Annotated in this window: 15 protein-coding genes and 2 tRNA genes; 10 read left to right on the top strand and 7 right to left on the bottom strand. The window is 43.5% G+C overall.

Annotated features, from left to right (window positions below; genetic code table 11):
- Positions 1-16: 16 nt before the first annotated feature.
- The 3 genes from MY523_RS09300 to MY523_RS09290 form a co-directional block, all read right to left on the bottom strand.
- The gene (locus tag MY523_RS09300; RefSeq protein ID WP_250658495.1) at positions 17-277 is read right to left on the bottom strand and encodes a hypothetical protein; all 261 of its coding nucleotides are present in this window, start codon (positions 275-277) and stop codon (positions 17-19) included.
- 170 nt (positions 278-447) lie between these two features.
- Positions 448-523 (bottom strand) — tRNA-Glu (locus MY523_RS09295).
- 169 nt (positions 524-692) lie between these two features.
- Entirely contained in the window at positions 693-1,289 is a 597-nt protein-coding gene (locus tag MY523_RS09290) for a hypothetical protein (RefSeq protein ID WP_250658494.1), read from the bottom strand.
- A 565-nt stretch (positions 1,290-1,854) separates the two neighbouring features.
- On the opposite strand from MY523_RS09290, the gene MY523_RS09285 reads away from it, so the two are divergent.
- From MY523_RS09285 to MY523_RS09270, 4 genes are all read left to right on the top strand, one after another.
- Positions 1,855-2,562, top strand: coding sequence for a TetR/AcrR family transcriptional regulator (locus tag MY523_RS09285; RefSeq protein ID WP_250658493.1), 708 nt, complete (start codon positions 1,855-1,857; stop codon positions 2,560-2,562).
- Positions 2,563-2,822: 260 nt separating this feature from the next.
- Positions 2,823-2,898, top strand: a tRNA-Gly gene (locus MY523_RS09280).
- Positions 2,899-3,085: 187 nt separating this feature from the next.
- Complete coding sequence (locus MY523_RS09275; protein WP_250658492.1) at positions 3,086-4,009, top strand: chemotaxis protein; 924 nt, start codon at positions 3,086-3,088, stop codon at positions 4,007-4,009.
- A gap of 139 nt (positions 4,010-4,148) precedes the next feature.
- The gene (locus tag MY523_RS09270; protein ID WP_250658491.1) at positions 4,149-4,946 is read left to right on the top strand and encodes an MOSC domain-containing protein; all 798 of its coding nucleotides are present in this window, start codon (positions 4,149-4,151) and stop codon (positions 4,944-4,946) included.
- Between the two features lie 30 nt (positions 4,947-4,976).
- On the opposite strand, the gene MY523_RS09265 is transcribed toward MY523_RS09270, so the two are convergent.
- Entirely contained in the window at positions 4,977-5,567 is a 591-nt protein-coding gene (locus MY523_RS09265) for a hypothetical protein (RefSeq protein WP_250658490.1), read from the bottom strand.
- A 267-nt stretch (positions 5,568-5,834) separates the two neighbouring features.
- Between MY523_RS09265 and MY523_RS09260 the strand changes: the two genes are divergently transcribed.
- Both MY523_RS09260 and MY523_RS09255 read left to right on the top strand, forming a co-directional pair.
- Complete coding sequence (locus tag MY523_RS09260) at positions 5,835-7,766, top strand: ATP-binding cassette domain-containing protein (RefSeq protein WP_250658489.1); 1,932 nt, start codon at positions 5,835-5,837, stop codon at positions 7,764-7,766.
- A 183-nt stretch (positions 7,767-7,949) separates the two neighbouring features.
- Positions 7,950-8,630, top strand: a complete 681-nt coding sequence (locus tag MY523_RS09255) for a DUF6901 family protein (RefSeq protein ID WP_250658488.1) — start codon at positions 7,950-7,952, stop codon at positions 8,628-8,630.
- Between the two features lie 52 nt (positions 8,631-8,682).
- Here MY523_RS09255 and MY523_RS09250 read toward each other — a convergent pair whose 3' ends face one another.
- Positions 8,683-9,114 carry a universal stress protein gene (locus MY523_RS09250; protein ID WP_250658487.1) on the bottom strand — a complete coding sequence of 144 codons (432 nt, stop codon included), beginning with the start codon at positions 9,112-9,114 and terminating at the stop codon, positions 8,683-8,685.
- A 123-nt stretch (positions 9,115-9,237) separates the two neighbouring features.
- On the opposite strand from MY523_RS09250, the gene MY523_RS09245 reads away from it, so the two are divergent.
- On the top strand, positions 9,238-9,714 hold the full coding sequence (locus MY523_RS09245; RefSeq protein WP_250658486.1) for a hypothetical protein: 477 nt from the start codon (positions 9,238-9,240) through the stop codon (positions 9,712-9,714).
- A gap of 130 nt (positions 9,715-9,844) precedes the next feature.
- On the opposite strand, the gene MY523_RS09240 is transcribed toward MY523_RS09245, so the two are convergent.
- Entirely contained in the window at positions 9,845-10,672 is an 828-nt protein-coding gene (locus tag MY523_RS09240) for a hypothetical protein (protein WP_250658485.1), read from the bottom strand.
- Positions 10,673-11,333: 661 nt separating this feature from the next.
- Here MY523_RS09240 and fadB point away from each other — a divergent pair.
- Positions 11,334-13,481, top strand: coding sequence for a fatty acid oxidation complex subunit alpha FadB (gene fadB / locus MY523_RS09235; protein ID WP_250658484.1), 2,148 nt, complete (start codon positions 11,334-11,336; stop codon positions 13,479-13,481).
- A 34-nt stretch (positions 13,482-13,515) separates the two neighbouring features.
- The gene (fadA, locus tag MY523_RS09230; protein ID WP_250658483.1) at positions 13,516-14,691 is read left to right on the top strand and encodes an acetyl-CoA C-acyltransferase FadA; all 1,176 of its coding nucleotides are present in this window, start codon (positions 13,516-13,518) and stop codon (positions 14,689-14,691) included.
- Positions 14,692-14,776: 85 nt separating this feature from the next.
- On the opposite strand, the gene MY523_RS09225 is transcribed toward fadA, so the two are convergent.
- Positions 14,777-15,514: a hypothetical protein gene (locus tag MY523_RS09225; protein WP_250658482.1), complete on the bottom strand. Its 738-nt coding sequence runs from the start codon at positions 15,512-15,514 to the stop codon at positions 14,777-14,779.
- 241 nt (positions 15,515-15,755) lie between these two features.
- Here MY523_RS09225 and topA point away from each other — a divergent pair, with 241 nt between their 5' ends.
- The gene (topA, locus tag MY523_RS09220; RefSeq protein WP_250658481.1) at positions 15,756-18,431 is read left to right on the top strand and encodes a type I DNA topoisomerase; all 2,676 of its coding nucleotides are present in this window, start codon (positions 15,756-15,758) and stop codon (positions 18,429-18,431) included.

Raw genomic sequence — 18,431 nt, 5'->3', positions numbered from 1 at the left:
TCCTCTAATACCTCAACTACGATATGCTCTGGATTAAATGGGGGGGAGAGAGAAGTAGTTCTTTTGTAAAGTTAATAAATGCAGGGAGCCCGCCGGATATTTTTTCTATATCGCCTTCTGTAAAGGCATTAAGCAGTACGCGAGATGTCGCTATATTTCCGTCAAAGTCAGGCATGTCGCCTTTGTCTTCCGGACGAAAAAGGAGTTCGTAAGCGAAGAGGTTTTGTTGAGTATCATAAATAGGCTGTCTTGCCAGTAATACACTTTGGTCAGTCATTTATTGATCTCTGAAAGGTTATTATTATGGTATGCGGTTCTAAAAGAACGGACTTATCTCAGTATAGGGTATAAATATAAAGGAGGAGGTGGGATTTTTTGAAACAGAGGTTTAAGGCTTAAAAAATAAAAAAAGCCCGTGTAATTAATTACACGGGCTTTTGGAATAAGTGGCGTCCCCTAGGGGAGTCGAACCCCTGTTACCGCCGTGAAAGGGCGGTGTCCTAGGCCTCTAGACGAAGGGGACGCAAAGTTTGCCTCGTCAAGGTGGCGCGTATTCTATGTTGGCCATTCTGCTATGTCAACAACTATGCATTATAAATTCCGGGTATTATAAAAGCACAGTATTATAAAAGCTGAGTAATATTTAAATGGCATGTTGGGGGGAGTAGGTTTGTTCTAGCTGTATTTCAATACTAAAGAGGGGCAATTTGAGTCACACAGTGTTTTAAGCTGCTAGCCATTAGGTCAAAAACAGCCTCTAGGCCGTCTCGTTCTGCGACATCAAAATAATGCGCAGCAATTCGTTGTCTTGAGGTTGGTATTTGTGGAATCACCTCTTCTCTTGTTCGCTTAAGGAATATGGCTAAGATGATCTCGTACCTTAGTTTGTTCTCGCCTGAGCAATAATAATAACCATACTCGCGCGTTTTGTATGCTGGCTTTCCTTGGTGTGAATAGACTTTTTTTGCGCACTTCGCATAATCCGAGTTGATGGCCGAATAGGTAGAAATTAGGTCGGATTTATTGATCAAACTGTATGTTGATTTTACTTTTTTCTCACCTTCGGGAGTCAGGTCAGGGAGGCTTTCTATCAGTGACTCTAAAGGTATTCCTCTTCCGTATAACTGGGCTGTAGTAAGGAGCTCGGTGGTAATTACGGTACATGACTGGTAACTGTGTTTGGTTTCATCGGCAACTGCGGTCGCTTGCAGTGAAAGAAAGAGTGCCAACACAGATGCGATAGCGTTTTTTACTTGGAAGATGTGTCTGGTTGTATAAAAAAGCGTCATTTAAATTTGGCTATGGCGTTAAGTACAGTGACTTTGCTGATAATAGGTTAGACAGACAGCAAATCAAGAACGAGATCTATAAAGCAATAGGTTTATTTAACACGGTATTTTGCACATCTGCCACTATATATTTTTTTTATTGCGAACCAATAGGCTGATTAGAGGAGGGCGGGCAGATTTATTTTTTTGAGCAGGTAGAATAAAAATGCCTGCCTAATTAAGCAGATATAGGTATATAAGAGACTGTTGCACGACTACTGCGCTTACAAATACAGCGTTAAAAAATGACTCAAAATGGTGCGCTCTCCTGGGTCGACCGGGACTTATTACATATAAACTGCGCTTTTTCGTCATGTTTTTCCTTGTCTTTGATTCGCTCATAACGTCGTGCAGAGGTCTCTATAAATGTAACAAATTCGAAAAACCAGTGAAAACGGGAATAAGTCAATGTTGTGACTGCTGGTATTTTGATAGAATGGAACAAATTTTAGTCATTCTGCTGTTAAAAAGAAAAAAACAAATCAGTAGAATTTTTTCTCAACGCAGGTAAGTTGGATATTAAATCATGAATACCGAAACAGCTGTAACGACGAACGAGTTTGAGTCATTAAAAAGCTCTATTCAGTACCAGGGGCGAAAAGCTGCCAGAGCCAAGAGTGAGCATCGGCGCAAAGAGATCTTAGAGGCTGCACTGAGAATTGTTTCACGCGAAGGGATCAGGGGTGTTAAGCACAGGGCTGTAGCTAAAGAAGCGAATGTGCCACTCGCATCTACGACTTATTATTTTAAGGATATTGAAGAGCTTATTAGTGATTCGTTTATGCTATTTGCTGAAAAAAGCCTTCAGGTTCTCGACCTGTTTTATGGTGAGCTGAATAAGCTGGTGAGTCAGTACGATGTAAAGAAAATTCACGAAAGTACTGAAGTAAGAGAGAAATTTTCCAACGACCTGATTGATATGGGGGTCACCTATATCAGGGCGCAAGTTAAGTTCAGAAAAGAAGATTTGCTTGCAGAGATGGCGTTTTTACTTGAGGCGGTCAGAGATGAGCGCCTTAAGCCGCTGGCAAGAGAGTATCGAGGGGTCTGGTACAGTCGGCTCATCGACTTTTTAAGTGCCGCGAATGCGCCAGCTCCGAAAGAAGACGCCATGTTTATTATAAGCTCTGTTCAAGGCCTTCTTTATGAGGGGATTGTGAGTGACGGTGATATAGATGAAGTAAAAACTCGCGCAATCCTAAAGCGAGCCATTCATATATTAATGCAACCATAGATCCAAACCCTTTGGGCTTGAAAGGTAGGCGATGAAAATAGCCGTGCTACCTTTCTGCCTTATTCCTGATAGTAAAAGCTCGCTGCTAAAAAAACTAACATAGGGCTTGCAACATAAAATTCACCTCCCTATAATACGCACCACTTCGAGATTACGGGCTTTAAGTTTTATAACTTGTTGATTCGGCTGGAAGTTGAAAGATGGTTTCGTCGGTATTATCTAGCTGATACTAAGTTCAAATCAGAAACCAATTCTATTAAGCGGGAATAGCTCAGTTGGTAGAGCACAACCTTGCCAAGGTTGGGGTCGCGAGTTCGAATCTCGTTTCCCGCTCCAAATATTATTTTACATCCCTAGTATCTATATTTTATAGATTACTAATCTTAAAAAGTCCCTTTAGTTACATCTACCTGTCGCTATTTTATTTAATCAACGTTCATATAAGTAACTATTTTGATCTACACTTGATGATAAGTGTTTATAAATCAGATGTTTTATCTATTGTGTTTTCCTGGAGGTGTGCATGGCCGGGGTTTTAGACTCTGTTAATCAGCGAACCCAGTTAGTTGGCGAAAATCGGTTAGAGTTGCTGATGTTCAACTTAAATGGGCGTCAAACCTTCGCTATTAATGTGTTTAAAATTCAAGAGGTGCTTAAGTTGACGAGCTTGACACAAATGCCTCATGAGCACCCCGCCGTATGTGGTGTTACGCATTTGCGTGGCAGGACAGTGCCAATAATAAATTTGAGTATGGCCATTAAAATGCCAGCTATAAAGCCTACAAGCGATTCGACTATCATCGTCACTGAATACAATAGGACGGTTCAAGGATTTCTTATCGGTGGAGTGGACAGAATTGTTAATATGAACTGGGGAGATATCCTGCCGCCACCCAAAGGGGCTGGGCGAAACCATTACCTTACCGCGATTACGCGTTATGAAGATAAGCTGGTCGAAATTATTGACGTTGAAAAGGTATTGGCTGAGATCGTGCCTTACAACACTGATATATCGGAAGATATATTAGATCATGAAGTGCTCTCAAATGCGGTTGGGCGAAGGGTTCTTATTGTTGATGACTCGCCAGTTGCCATAGGGCAGGCCAGAAGCACGGTCGAGAAGTTAGGGCTCGAAGTTGTTTGCGCGACAAACGGGCTTGAGGCGCACAATATGCTTAAGGAGTGGGCGGAGAAGGGAGAGATTGACAGCCTGTTAATGGTGATTACCGATGCAGAAATGCCCGAAATGGACGGTTATATGTTGACCACGGCGATAAGGCAAGATGAGCGCTTAAAGGATATTTATGTAGTGCTGCATACCTCTTTGAGTGGCAGCTTTAATCAGGCGATGGTGGAAAAGGTTGGTTGTGATGGGTTTCTATCGAAGTTTCAGCCAGATGAGTTAGCTGTTGTTGTGCAAGATAGATTAAAGAGCGTTTCAAGTTAATGGCCTCTAAATAAGGGGCTTGCGTTAAATCACCTTTCTACATTACATTCACTATCACAATTATTGTCGTGCTACTTATCGTAGTCCCCCTCTTAATTTTATACTTTGCTTCTTTTGAGCTCTTTTACTCGAGAATATAATGAAATTAACCGCTATCAATAAATTCCCCGTTAAGTCGCTAAAAGGTGTGTCGCTTAGCAGTGCTGTTGTAGATGATTTTGGTATTAAAAATGATCGGCGCTGGATGTTGGTTGACGAGGATGGCACGTTTATCAGTCAGCGTAAGCACCCTGTTATGGGGACGATTGGGGTTCAGGATGCCGATGGGCTTTTAGCATTTAAGAGCTCATGTAATCAGGAATTAAGCGTGTCCCCTAATGACTTTACCGAGACGTGCAGCGTTAAAGTATGGGGGGATGAGGTTTCTGTATTAGCGGCTCATTCTGAGGTTGGGGACTGGTTCTCCGGGATATTGAACAAAAAAGTCCGTCTTGTATATATGCCTGATCGGTCATTTCGACAGGTGGATAGAGAGTATGCAGATTATAATCAGCGAGTCAGTTTTGCCGATGGTTTTCCCTTTTTATTAATCTCAGAAGCCTCCCTTAATGATTTAAACACGCGGCTTGATAACCCGGTTGGTATGTCCAGATTTAGGCCTAATTTGGTGGTCTCCGGCTGCGACGCCTATGAAGAAGATCGCTGGAAAAAAATACGCGTGGGAGGTATTGAGTTTGATGTGGTGAAGCCTTGTTCACGGTGTATCATGACAACCATCGACGAAAATACGCTAAAACATGGAAAAGAGCCGTTAAAAACGCTGGCTGGTTATAGGCGAAATGAGTATGGGGTTTGCTTTGGCCAGAACCTTGTGCATCGGGGAGAGGGGCATTTAACGGTAGGGGATTCTATCGAGGTGCTGGAAAGACAGTCTTAAGGTAAGCTGCACTGGCATCGAGTCTGGGTGTCAGAATAGCTCTATATCATCCCCTGAGGTGTCTCCGTTTTCATCCAGGGTTTTATTGAAATGATGCTTGTAGATCTCCAGGGCTTGCTCAATAGTGGCCCCTTTCATAATGTGCTCGAACATTATTCGCTCAGCCTCCATTGTATAGTTTGAAGCAATATCTTTTTGAAGTTTGCTCCAGGCAGAGGGGTTGTATAGTTGATCAGGGGTACTGATTACATCGCTCAGCCACATCAGATCTCGTTTTACATGATCCAATCTTTGGCTTAATCGGTCATAAAATTGAAATGCTACTATCGCGTTCGAAACATGCGAGCGAATGTCTTCCGATTCACCTCTGATTGACTCAATTATACTTTCCTGGTCAGAGGTGTTGGATGCCTGCAATGACTTTCCGCTTTCTGCCAGGTTGCTCAGCTTTGAAGCGACATAGGTAAACGACTCGGTAAGTTCGGATACTGATTGTTCGCCCTCTTTCATTGTGCTTTCAATTTGAGCTACTGCTAGCGTAAGCATATTTATGGTCTCGCGTACTTGGCTCCAATCCAGGTCGGGACTGTTTGCACTGGAGCTGTAATTGCGATCAGTCAAAGCGGCTCTCCTGTGAAAGAATGATTGGTTGGAGTTGTTATCTGCATGCTGGCCTCAATGCGAATGGATAAAAGGTTATACTGGTCATCTGGGTTGGAAGGATATATTCTCGTCAACCTGTGTTCATATTTTGCGTTATAGCCTGCTTTCAGGCTGAACGTCATCAACTTTAAGTGATCTTAAGTCACTTAAAGAATAGACAAAATTAAATATTTGGCGAACTAGAAGCCCTATTTCTTGAATAAAAAATAAGTTGGAGTTTATTTGATGTCAAACGTTAGGTTTGATGATGTAAGTCTTGCATTCGGGCTTAAGCCCTTGCTGGATGGTGTTAATTTTTCGGTAGAGGCGGGTGAGCGTGTCTGTCTGGTAGGGCGCAATGGAGAAGGGAAGTCCTCTTTATTAAAAATTGTATCGGGTGATGTACTTCCGGACTCAGGGGTGATTAGGTTTCGGGATGGCGTGACGGTTGGTACGCTGCCTCAAGATATCCCTGACGCGAGTGATAAAACAGTTTTTGAGGTGGTTGCAGAAGGATTGGATGAGGTTGGGGGCTGGATAGCAACGTATCATGAGTTGATAGAGCATGCGTCTACTGAATCCAGTCTTGTTGAGCTTGAGAGAGTTCAGGCCAAAATCGAAGCATGTGATGGATGGTCGTTAAATAACAAGGTTGACCACCTTATTAAACGCTTCAACTTAGATCCCGACAGCAAGATGAACTCACTCTCTGGAGGGTGGCGCAGGCGTGTTTTATTAGCTAAAGCGCTGGTTAATGAGCCTGATGTGCTGATTTTGGATGAGCCAACCAACCACCTGGATATACCTGCTATTGCCTGGCTTGAAAAGCAACTGATAGACTTTCGCGGTGCACTGCTTTTTGTTAGTCACGACAGGTCTTTCATAAAGCGTTTGGCGACTAGGATTGTTGAACTTGACCGAGGAAATTTAACATCATGGCCTGGCAACTATGAGGGGTATTTAGAGGGTAAAGCAAAGCTATTGGAAGATGAGGCTCGTCAAAATGCGTTGTTTGATAAAAAGCTATCAGAAGAAGAGGTCTGGATAAGGCAGGGGATCAAGGCGAGAAGAACAAGAAATGAGGGGCGGGTAAGAAACCTGGAAAGCTTGCGGAAAATTAGACAGGAAAGAAGAGAGAAGCAAGGCAAAGCTAAAATTTCGCTAGAAGAGGCCTCTCTCTCAGGCAAGTTGGTGGCAGAGGCTCAGAATATTAGTTTTGCCTATCCTGGCGGGAGTCCACTGATTAAGAACTTGTCGCTATCGGTCATGAGAGGTGACCGGATAGGACTAATTGGCGAGAATGGGACAGGTAAAACAACGCTGTTAAAGTTGCTTTTGGGCCGTTTGAAACCCACGGAGGGAGAAGTTAGAACGGGTACAAAGCTTGATATTGCTTACTTTGATCAGCTTCGTGGTGCGCTGGATCCGGAAAAGACAGTGATAGATAACGTCTCAGAAGGACGGGAGTTTCTTTCTATTGCGGGAAAGGATAGGCATATAATTAGCTATCTAAATGACTTTCTATTTACCGCTGCTCGGGCTCGCTCCCCTGTAAAAGCGCTTTCAGGTGGCGAAACGAACCGGCTATTACTGGCTAAACTGTTCAGTAAGCCTGCCAACATTTTAGTGATGGATGAGCCCACCAACGACCTGGATGTTGATACCCTGGAGCTGCTTGAAGAGTTATTGACCTCATTTAAAGGCACGTTATTGATCACAAGCCATGACCGCTATTTTTTAGACAATGTAGTAACAAGCACCTTGGTATTTGAAAAAGAAGGGAGGGTTCAAGAGTATATAGGGGGGTATTCTGACTGGGTTTCATATACTGGAGGTTTTGATGAGCTGGGTAAGGAGGCCGGAAACAAAAAACTGGCGGATTCATCCGAAGGGCGTGACGAGAAGCCTGAGTCGTCATCAGTAACGACTAAGAATGACGTTGCTAAAGGTAAAAAGCTAAGCTACAAACATAAGTTGGAATTAGAGAAGCTCCCGGCAAAAATAGAACAGCTTGAAGCTAAGCTGGATGAGCTTCAAAACGAAACGAGCGATTCTGGGTTTTATAGTCAGGATCATGAGCTGGTCAGTGCAAAATTAGCTGAGCTTGAGTCTGTGGAGAGCGAGCTAAATGACGCAATGGAGCGCTGGGTGGAGCTGGAGGCTATGTCGGGCTCATAGTTGTTGTACGCTGTTACATAAAATATCTTTAAAAAATAAAATAATTGTAAAATAAATCAATTAGATGGGTGTGTTTATTCTGAACATAAGCTATAAATAAACCACGGTGATTAAATACACCCAAGGGTAAGAGAGTGATCTATTTTGTTTTTAAGGAATCGTTATAAGTGGTGTTAGTGGCGAATGAAAATTGACTATGTTTTTGAATTTAGTGATAGCACTCAGCTAGCTTATCAGGTTGATATTGAGCGACCTCAGATAACTGATGAGTGGGCAGATGAAAATGCAGAGGAGTGGACTAGATTAGAGCACTGCCAGTGTGCAAATTGCCCGTTAGCAAAGAGCGAAAAATATTGTCCGGCCGCGTTAGATATACAGCGATTGGTAGCAGATTTTAAGTCTCAGCCAGCATTTCAAAAGGTTGATGTAAAAGTCACCACGCCAGAAAGAAACTATTCAAAGCATGCTGGGTTGGAAGAAGGGTTACGATCGCTCATGGGGTTGGTGCTGGCTACCAGCAAGTGTCCTATTTTGTCTGAATTAAAGCCTATGGCACAGCACCATATGCCATTTGCCTCAAGCGATGAGTTTATTTTGAGAAATGTCTCTATATATCTCATTCAGCAGCATTTTGAAATGCGCAGTGGTCGGGAGCCTGATTGGGCTATGAAAGGCCTTGTCGATAGAAATAAGCGGTTACAGCTGGTAAACCAGGCGTTGTGGCAAAGGATTCACACGGTTTGTGAAGGGGACTCGAATCTTAAGGCGCTTCTAAGCTTTTTCTCCATGGCCTCTAGTGTTAGCTTTTCTTTAGAGAGTCAAATGCAAAAATTGAAAACGGTTCTGGATGGTGATAACAATTGAATATGTTTGCGATTAGGCAATCAGGCGAGCCTAATCGCAGAGCCTGCCCCAGTTACTGAATCCTAACGGCTAGTACATCACACTTTGCACCGTGAAGAATGCCGTTGGCCGTTGACCCCAGTAAAAGCTGAATGCCATGCCGCCCATGGCTACCGACCACCACCAGGTCGCTCGCGCTGTCTTCGGCGAGGCGATGAATTTCTGTTTCTGGTCTGCCAATCACGACATGCTGGTTTTCACTGGGGATGCTATATTTCTTTCCAACGCCCTCCAGAAAGGCCTTTGCGTGCTCTTCCAGCTGTGTTTGCACCTCTGTTAAGTCCATTGGGATGTCTCCACCGTATGCGTACCCTAGAGGCTCAATGATGTGCACTATGTCAAGTTGGCTGCTATATAGCTTGGCTAAGCTGCTTGCTCGATCAAGAACCTGGGTGGACTCCTCTGTAAGGTCAATTGCGGCTAAAATTTTGGTGTATTCCATCATCTATGTCCCTTCTTAATGGTTTATCTGCTGCATGTGTATAACTTTAATGGGGGGAAGGCAGATTGCAAACTTCTTTTAGACTATTATTGTTCGCCATCAATTTTTTAATATTAAGGTGTTTTTGTGGCTTCATGGATTGTAGTACTTGTCGTGCTGGCTCTAATGGGCTCTGTTTTCTGGATAGTGCCGAGCGCTAGAGATCGGCAGAGGATGCGGCTAAGACAGCTGGCTATGCGTGAAGGGTTGAAGGTAAGGGTTCCTGATAAGGCGCTTAAAGAGCGCTTGGTAAGGTATGAAGATATCGTTTTGGGTACGATGCTGTATGAGAGCTTGAGCTTCTCGAAGCGCAGAACGGCGTTTCAAGGCGCTTTATATATTCTTAAAGAGGAGGGTGGCTCTTGGGTGTTCACCGATCAATCTGTGCCGGCGGGTGTTGACCGAGAGGCAGTGTTTCAAGCCATGCAGGTTCTGCCTGCGTCATGTGGTCTTGCAATGCTGACGACTGGAAGTGCTTCGGTATTTTGGAATGAAGCGGGTGAGCCTGAAGACGTTGAAAAAATCAAACTTGCCCTTGACCGAGTAAATCATGCGATGGTTTAAGAGCTTGGGGCTGCCAGAAGCTTGGTTTAACTTGGTTTAACTAGTGCAGGCAGGGGCTTGGTCTAAGTAGGAGCTGGAAATGCTGGATGGCAGTATGTTGTTTTTCTGCCATCCAGTTGTATATCTGTGTTTACAGGTCTGATGTATCTGCGAGTGAATCAATAATGCGTTTAGAGTAAAGGTTAACAACGTAATTAACGTTCTTTTCGTTGTAATTGATATACGAGCTCTTTATGAAATCCCATTTAGTCAAAACAGAGTTTATTGTATCCTTTTGTTCGGCTTGGCTGACTGACAGCAATGACTTAAGTAGCTGATCTAGGTCAGATGCCAGTACGTCGATCGTCTTTTCTGTTTCGCTGCCCTGAAAAACCTGGCTGACATTTGAGGTTGTACGAGCAGAATACTTGGTCATCATTCTGGCCATTAGCAGGGCTGATGTTCGGCTTTTTGATGAAACTTCGTTGGGTTTATAGTTTGTTTCTCGCAGAACCTTCTCATAAGCCGATGCGAGCTGATTGGTGAAATCCTGATTTTGAAGTGCAAGATCTGACATTAAGCGTAAGTCGGCATAGCCTTGATCAAGAATGTCATTGATGATGGTATTGAGTGTGGTTTTATAAAGTTGCCACTTTTCAGTGGCTATAGAGATGTCTTCTTTGACATAACCAACCGACTGGTATGCTTCGAGGGCGTTGAGTATTGTGTTAACTTCATTGATTGCTTCATTAATATCGCCTAACAGGGCTTTGTCTCCGTCGTTGGCGCTAAAGTTATAAAAGGCGTTTATGGTGAAGTAGGACTGTATCTGGGCTTGGTGGAAACCTTTCAGAAGGTTGGCTGCCTCTTCATTTTCTTGTGCGCTGGCAGTTGCTACCACTGATAATAGAGCGATTGAAAAAAAGGTATTGGCTAAATGCCGATAAGTCGTCGTAAAGTATTCGGCGAATAGCTTCATTGACACTCTCCGTCTTATTATTTTAGTCACTGAGCAGAGAAACCTGAGCGGGGTGCGTCATCAAATAGACTTCAGGTAAAGCTACTCTGATTTATTTATTTAGTCTGCCATTAAGTCAGACATAGTTTTTATTGTAGTATTTTATTGAGTTGTTACAAATACTTAATCGCCGAGGCTAAAGCAAGCGCAAAGGCCTTGCAAGAATTTTTTGTTAATTAATGTTTCATCTTAAAATAAATTTCAGCACTGGTTAGCGTGATGTTTTAATTATCTTAATTAATATATTTAAATAACCTACTGATTATAAAGGTTAATAAATATATTTTTTAAACATTATCAATAACGTCAGATTGCAACTAGAATGTATAAATCTGTAGAAACGATTGACAAATGGTCGATTTTTTTCCATGGTGTGCGCTCCAGATTCAAACGAGCGTATGAATTTTGAATCGAGCGCCCAATTACGGTGGCGAATAATAGCTATAGATTGTTACATATTTGTGTAATCGAATTAGCACTCTTGTAGCAAAATACGCTTTTTTCGACACACTGAAACGGGCCGTTTTAATCCAATGCTGGTTAAATTGCATTCTTAATCTTCCCAAAAGGGGGTGAATGAATGTTAATTGCCAGTGCTTACTAATAGCTTGGAGAACAGTTGATGATTTACGAAGGTAAAGCCATCACGGTTAAAGAGATCGAAGGCAGCATTGCTCAGCTAAACTTTGATTTAGACGGTGAGTCGGTTAACAAATTTAATAGACTTACAATCGAAGAACTGCGTGCGGCAACAGATAAGCTTAAAAGTGCTAAAGGAATTAAGGGTCTTATAGTTACAAGTACTAAAGACTGCTTCATCGTTGGTGCTGATATAACTGAATTCACAGACTTGTTTGCTGGTCCTGAAGAAGAACTGATTGCTAGCAACCTGGCTGCCAATAGCGTATTTAGCGATATTGAAGACCTTCCTTTTCCAACGGTCACTGCAATCAACGGTATTGCTTTAGGTGGCGGTTTCGAAATGTGTCTTTCAACAGACTATCGTGTAATGTCTACTAAAGCGAAGGTTGGGTTACCTGAAGTCAAGTTGGGTATTTTCCCTGGTTTTGGTGGTACTGTTCGTTTGCCGCGTTTGATTGGTGCAGATAACGCTATCGAATGGATTTGCGGAACAAAAGAATACAAGCCAGAAGCTGCGCTTAAGTTTGGAGCGGTTGACGCGGTAGTAGAGCCGGAAGCATTGGTTGATGCTGCGATCGACTTGGTTAAGCAGGCGAATAACGGCAAGGTTGACTATAAAGCGCGTCGTGAAGAGAAGACTAGCAAGCTTAAGCTTAATCCGCTTGAAAGCATGATGGTATTCGAAACGTCTAAAGGTTTTGTAGCTGGTCAGGCAGGCCCTCATTACCCTGCACCGGTAGAGGCTATTAAGGTAATGCAGAAGCATGCTGGAATGTCTCGTGATAAGGCAATCGAAGTTGAAGCAAAAGGCTTTGCCAAGATGGCCAAGACTTCTGTGTCGGCATCATTGATTGGTCTTTTCCTGAATGATCAAGAGTTGAAGAAAAAGGCAAAAGACCTTGAGCCAAAAGCTAGTGATGTGAAACTGGCCGCTGTTCTGGGTGCTGGTATCATGGGCGGTGGTGTTGCATATCAGTCTGCGCTCAAAGGCACTCCAATCATCATGAAGGATATTGCCCAGGCAGGTATCGATCTAGGCTTGAGTGAAGCTAAAAAGCTTCTGACCAAACGTGTTGATAAGAAGCGTATGACAGCTGCCAAGATGGCAGATGTGCTTAACAATATCACTCCAGCGCTAAGCTACGGCGATTTCAAAAACGTAGACTTGGTTGTAGAAGCTGTTGTTGAGAATCCAAAAGTTAAAGATATTGTTCTTTGTGAAGTGGAAGATCAGGTTCGCGAAGATACGATACTGACAACTAACACCTCTACTATCTCTGTTAACTTGCTGGCTAAGAACCTTAAGCGCCCAGAAAACTTCTGTGGTATGCACTTCTTCAATCCAGTAAATATGATGCCACTGGTTGAAGTTATCCGTGGTGAGAAGACGAGCGAAGAAACAATTGCAACAACTGTTGCATATGCAAAGGCAATGGGTAAAACACCTGTCGTCGTTAACGACTGCCCTGGTTTCTTGGTTAACCGTGTATTGTTCCCTTACTTCGGTGGTTTCATTGGTCTTGTTCGTGATGGTGCAGACTATCAGCGTGTAGACAAGATTATGGAGAAGTTTGGATGGCCTATGGGCCCTGCTTACTTGCTTGATGTAGTAGGTATGGATACTGGTAAGCATGCTGGCGATGTAATGGCAGATGGTTTCCCTGATCGCATGAAGTATGACAGCGCAACTGCAATCGACGTCATGTTTGAGGCTGGACGTTACGGTCAGAAGACTGATAAGGGCTTCTACCAGTATGAGCTAGACCGCAAAGGCAAGCAGAAGAAAGTTGTAGATGAGTCTGTTTATGACATGCTTAAGCCTATTGTTGAGAAGCAGCAAGAGTTCACCGATGAGCAAATCATTGAGCGAATGATGGTTCCATTGTGTATTGAAACTGTTCGTTGTTTAGAAGATGGTATTGTTGAGACTCCAGCTGAAGCTGATATGGGTCTTATCTTCGGCATCGGTTTCCCTCCATTCCATGGTGGTGCTCTTCGTTATATCGATGCTATGGGTGTTGATAAGTTCTGTGAAATCGCAGACAAATATGCAGATCTGGGTGCTCTATACCAACCAACAGAAGGTATGAGAGAAATGGCTAAAGCTGGCAAGAAGTATTTCGGTTAATAGCTGAAACAGATTATCGTACGGAGTATATCTAATGAGTCTTAATCCACAAGATGTCGTCGTAGTCGATGCGGTGCGTTCCCCAATGGGACGTGCTAAGAATGGCTGTTTCCGCAATGTTCGTGCTGAAACCCTTTCTGCAACGCTTATCGATGCGTTATTTACGCGTAACCCTGGTGCAAACCCTAATGAAGTTGAAGATGTGATCTGGGGTTGTGTTAACCAGACCATGGAGCAGGGTTTTAATGTTGCTCGCCAAATTTCGTTGTTGACCCAGGTACCACACACTGCATCAGCGCAAACTGTTAACCGTCTTTGCGGTTCGGCAATGTCATCAATTCATACTGCTGCTCAGGCAATCATGACTGGTAACGGTGATGTATTTGTAGTGGGTGGCGTTGAGCACATGGGTCACGTACCCATGACTAAAGGTTTTGATCACAACCCCGCTGCAAGTAAGTACTCTGCAAAAGCGTCTAACATGATGGGCTTAACAGCTGAAATGTTGGCTAAAATGCACGGTATTTCTCGTCAAATGCAGGACGAGTTTGGTGCTCGTTCACACCGTTTGGCTCATGAAGCTACTTTGGAAGGTCGTTTTAAGAACGAAATTATTCCAATTGAAGGGCATGATGAGAAGGGCTTCAAAGTGCTTATCGAAGATGATGAAACTATTCGACCAGAAACAACGGTTGAGTCGTTAAGCAAGCTTAAGCCAGCCTTTAATCCAAAGGGTGGAACGGTTACTGCTGGTACGTCTTCACAGCTAACTGACGGTGCTGCTGCAATGTTGTTGATGTCTGCTGAAAAAGCTCAGCAGTTAGGTTTGACGCCGCTGGCGCGAATCAAGTCAATGGCAGTTGCTGGTTGTGATCCTGCAATCATGGGCTATGGACCGGTTCCTGCGACTAAGAAAGCGCTTAAGCGTGCAGGGCTTAAAGTTGAAGATATTGACTTCTGGGAGCTGAACGAAGCATTCGCAGGTCAGTCTTTACCTGTCATGAAAGACCTTAAGCTGATTGATGTAGCAGATGAGAAAGTGAACCTTAACGGTGGTGCGATTGCATTAGGGCACCCACTGGGATGCTCGGGTGCTCGAATCTCAACTACGCTGTTGAATGTTATGCAGGCTAAAGGCGGCACACTAGGTGTTTCTACTATGTGTATCGGTCTTGGTCAGGGTATTGCTACTGTTTGGGAGCGTGTTTAAGCGTTGTCAAATAGGCTACTCTAGCTAAAAAAACCGGGCTTGCCCGGTTTTTTTTGTTTTTGGGTTTTATTGGGATATGTTTAGGTTAACAGGACTCGTCAGAATTTGTATTTTCTGTTTCTGGTGGCGGGTTATCAGAGATTTGTACGGCATTTGTCTTGTTTATGTTTTTGATGCGCTCTGAAAGTGTTCTAATAAGTTGAGATTTTTCCGGAAAGTCCAAAGGAAACGCCCTGAGAGACTCTCTGGCTTGTTTTAGATGGGACTGGGTCATCACAATATCTTTGCTTTCCAGATAGCGGTCAGCCTGCGCGATATGGCTTTCAACCTCAATATCAAGTTTTAGTCTTTGTATATGGTTTGATAGTTCGCTGAATTTTGCGGGTGATATTTTTTTGTTCAGTTTAAATTTATTTAGTAGTTTCGTTGCTTGAAGCAGTTGAAAGTTTGCGAGATTAATGGCTTCATCGCTCACCATGACTCTGCACACTTCAACAGGCCTCTGTTTCTTTCGATACTGGCTGTTGAGGAGTTTTTGTTGCTCAAGTAGCTGTTGTGTGAGTTGGTTGTCTGGGTCTAGATTCAGTTTTTTTTCGATGAGCGTCAAAACTTGTTGATGTAATATCAATATCAAGTCGTACGAAGAATCAACCTGCAAAACCGTGTTGAGTGTTTCCTGTAAGTCAGAGATGCTTCGTCCAAGCTGATTAATTTTGGCTTTTTTTAATGAGAGTGCTTGCTGTCTCTTATGGGCGAGTGAGCTAAATATAATAGAAAGCAGTAGAAGTCCGCCCAGAATGCTAAAAATAATTACTGTTGTCATTTATGTGAAATTACCGCTTGCTTAAGTATTGTGTTGTTAATATTAGCTTAATGACTCAAGGAATACTAAGCGTGTTAAGCGTTTTAAAGGTATAAAAATGTTCCTCTTGCGGCTTTAGGAATATTAAAAAAATCTGGTAATAACTTGACCCTTCGTCTACAACAACTTATATATGTCGCCAAATCTATTTTAGTTAATCTGATGTTTTCAATCAGTTGCAGAATAAAGTTAACGGAATTTTATGGGTAAATCACTGGTCATCGTCGAGTCTCCTGCAAAAGCAAAGACTATTAATAAGTATCTAGGTTCTGAGTTTGTCGTTAAATCGAGTGTGGGTCATATAAGGGATCTGCCAACGAGTGGTTCGGCAAGCACATCTACTCCTGCAGAGAGAGCAAAAGCCGCAGCCAAAACCAGGAAAATGAGCCCTGAAGAAAAAGCTGAAAACAAGAAACGGAAAGCAAAAGAGCAGCTTATTGCCAGGATGGGGGTTAACCCGGAAAAGGATTGGGCTGCCAACTATCAGGTTCTGCCAGGTAAAGAAAAGGTCGTGAGTGAATTGCAGCGGCTTGCAAAGAGTGCTGACAGCATCTATCTCGCAACGGATTTGGATAGAGAGGGGGAGGCTATTGCATGGCATTTAATGGAATCAATTGGTGGAGATGAGTCCCGGTATAAGCGTGTTGTTTTTAATGAAATAACAAAAAAAGCCATTCAGGAAGCTTTTGAAACACCGGGTGAGCTTGATCAATCAAGAGTTAACGCACAGCAAGCCAGGCGCTTTCTGGATAGAGTGGTTGGCTTTATGGTGTCTCCTCTGCTCTGGAGTAAAGTGGCGAGAGGGCTATCAGCGGGTAGGGTTCAGTCGGTTGCTGTTCGGTTGATCGTTGAACGCGAGCAGGAGATAAGGGCATTTAACCCGGAAGAATTTTGGGAGGTTTATGCGGATCTGCTTGCCAAGAAGGAGTCGTCTACTCGGTTTCAGGTAACCAAGTATAAGAATGAAAATTTCCGTCCTGTTAGCGAGAAAGAGACGACGGAGTATCTTGAGTTTTTAAATAGTGCTTCTTATAAGGTTGATAGAAGAGAGGATCGGCCAACAAGTTCCAAGCCTAATCCACCGTTTATTACGTCAACATTGCAGCAAGCAGCGAGTACACGTTTAGGCTTTAGTGTTAAAAAGACCATGATGCTGGCTCAGAGGTTGTATGAGGCTGGTTACATCACCTACATGCGAACTGACTCAACCAACCTCAGTAAGGAGGCTGTGGAGGCGTGTAGGGCTTATATTAACAAAAGCGTTGGTTCGGACTATCTGAATGATCAGCCGCGTATCTATTCTAGTAAAGATGGCGCTCAAGAGGCGCATGAGGCTATTCGGCCATCAAACGTTGAAGTAATGGGTTTTCAGGTCTCTGGCTTGGAGAAAGATGCTGAAAGGCTTTATGACTTGATCTGGAGGCAGTTTGTTGCTTGTCAGATGAAGGATGCTCAATATTTAAGTACCTCAGTAACGGTATCTGCCGGTGAGTTCTTGTTGAGAACCAAGGGGCGGGTTATGAAGTTCGAGGGGTATACCAAAATACTTCCGTCCTTCGGTAAAAAAGATGATGATATTATTTTGCCTGATCTTGAGGTTGGGCAGGTGCTCGACCTTAAAGCCCTGGAACCTAAGCAGCACTTTACTAAACCATCTCCAAGATATACTGAGGCGAGTCTCGTTAAAGAGTTGGAAAAGCGAGGAATTGGACGCCCTTCAACCTATGCATCGATTATCTCTACCATTCAGGAACGAGGTTATGTCAGGCTTCAAAACCGACGTTTTTATGCAGAAAAAATGGGTGACATTGTCATTGAGCGTTTAATTGAGTCGTTCGATGATCTGATGGACTACAGCTTTACTGCCAATATGGAAGAGAAGTTGGATGATGTTGCTAATGGTGAAAAAGATTGGAAGGACGTATTAAATACGTTTTATAAAGGGTTTACGGGTCAGCTGGAGCAAGCTGAATCGCCAGAAGGGGGGATGAGGGAAAATCAGCCCACCGAAACAGATATCGAGTGCCCTAGCTGTGGTCGGAATATGCAGATTAGAACAGCCAGTACGGGAGTTTTTCTTGGTTGCTCCGGTTATTCGCTTCCGCCAAAAGAGCGCTGTAAGAGCACGATAAATCTTGTGTTGGGCGATGATGTTGTTAGTGTGGATGATGACGATGAAGGTGAGTCTCGCCTTCTGCGAAAGAAGAAGCGTTGTAGTATTTGTGATACTGCGATGGATAGCTATTTGATTGATGAGCAGCGCAAGCTGCATGTCTGCGGAAACAATCCTGATTGCTCCGGGTATGAAGTAGAAAAGGGTACGTTTAAGATTAAGGGGTATGATGGGCCGCTACTAGAGTGCGATAAGTGTGGTTCAGAGATGCAGCTAAAGTCAGGGCGCTTTGGCAAGTACTTTGGCTGTACTAACGAATCCTGTAAAAATACACGCAAGTTATTGAGGAGTGGAGAGGCTGCACCGCCAAAGATGGATCCTGTGCAAATGCCAGAGCTCGCATGTGAGAAGGTTGAGGATACATACGTATTGAGAGATGGTGCGGCTGGTTTGTTTTTGGCTGCTAGCAAGTTCCCGAAAAATCGTGAAACAAGAGCGCCGTTAGTGAAGGAAATATTGCCGCACAAGGACGAGATTGACTCCAAATATGAGTTCTTGTTCTCGGCTCCGGTGGAAGACCCGGATGGCAATCCGTCAATTATTCGCTATAGCCGGAAAAATAAAGAGCAGTATGTGATGACAGAAGTGGATGGTAAGGCGAGTGGGTGGTCAGCTCATTATGAGGGCTCGAAGTGGGTCGAAACAGAGGCGAAAAAGAAGAAAGTGACCAAGAAAACAGCCACTAAGAAAAAAGTAAAGAGCTAG

This window comes from Alkalimarinus coralli (genome assembly GCF_023650515.1).
Lineage (GTDB): Bacteria > Pseudomonadota > Gammaproteobacteria > Pseudomonadales > Oleiphilaceae > Alkalimarinus > Alkalimarinus coralli.
Note: the sequence above shows the minus strand (reverse complement) of the source record. Positions and strands in the feature narration are given on the sequence as shown.

What these genes read in the sequence shown, in the direction of transcription:
- MY523_RS09225 (WP_250658482.1), bottom strand. Translation starts at nt 15,514, where the DNA reads ATGACAACAGTAATTATTTTTAGCATTCTGGGCGGACTTCTACTGCTT.
- MY523_RS09260 (WP_250658489.1), top strand. Translation starts at nt 5,835, where the DNA reads ATGTCAAACGTTAGGTTTGATGATGTAAGTCTTGCATTCGGGCTTAAG.
- topA (WP_250658481.1), top strand. Translation starts at nt 15,756, where the DNA reads ATGGGTAAATCACTGGTCATCGTCGAGTCTCCTGCAAAAGCAAAGACT.
- fadA (WP_250658483.1), top strand. Translation starts at nt 13,516, where the DNA reads ATGAGTCTTAATCCACAAGATGTCGTCGTAGTCGATGCGGTGCGTTCC.
- MY523_RS09270 (WP_250658491.1), top strand. Translation starts at nt 4,149, where the DNA reads ATGAAATTAACCGCTATCAATAAATTCCCCGTTAAGTCGCTAAAAGGT.
- MY523_RS09300 (WP_250658495.1), bottom strand. Translation starts at nt 277, where the DNA reads ATGACTGACCAAAGTGTATTACTGGCAAGACAGCCTATTTATGATACT.
- MY523_RS09255 (WP_250658488.1), top strand. Translation starts at nt 7,950, where the DNA reads ATGAAAATTGACTATGTTTTTGAATTTAGTGATAGCACTCAGCTAGCT.
- fadB (WP_250658484.1), top strand. Translation starts at nt 11,334, where the DNA reads ATGATTTACGAAGGTAAAGCCATCACGGTTAAAGAGATCGAAGGCAGC.
- MY523_RS09285 (WP_250658493.1), top strand. Translation starts at nt 1,855, where the DNA reads ATGAATACCGAAACAGCTGTAACGACGAACGAGTTTGAGTCATTAAAA.
- MY523_RS09250 (WP_250658487.1), bottom strand. Translation starts at nt 9,114, where the DNA reads ATGATGGAATACACCAAAATTTTAGCCGCAATTGACCTTACAGAGGAG.
- MY523_RS09275 (WP_250658492.1), top strand. Translation starts at nt 3,086, where the DNA reads ATGGCCGGGGTTTTAGACTCTGTTAATCAGCGAACCCAGTTAGTTGGC.
- MY523_RS09240 (WP_250658485.1), bottom strand. Translation starts at nt 10,672, where the DNA reads ATGAAGCTATTCGCCGAATACTTTACGACGACTTATCGGCATTTAGCC.
- MY523_RS09290 (WP_250658494.1), bottom strand. Translation starts at nt 1,289, where the DNA reads ATGACGCTTTTTTATACAACCAGACACATCTTCCAAGTAAAAAACGCT.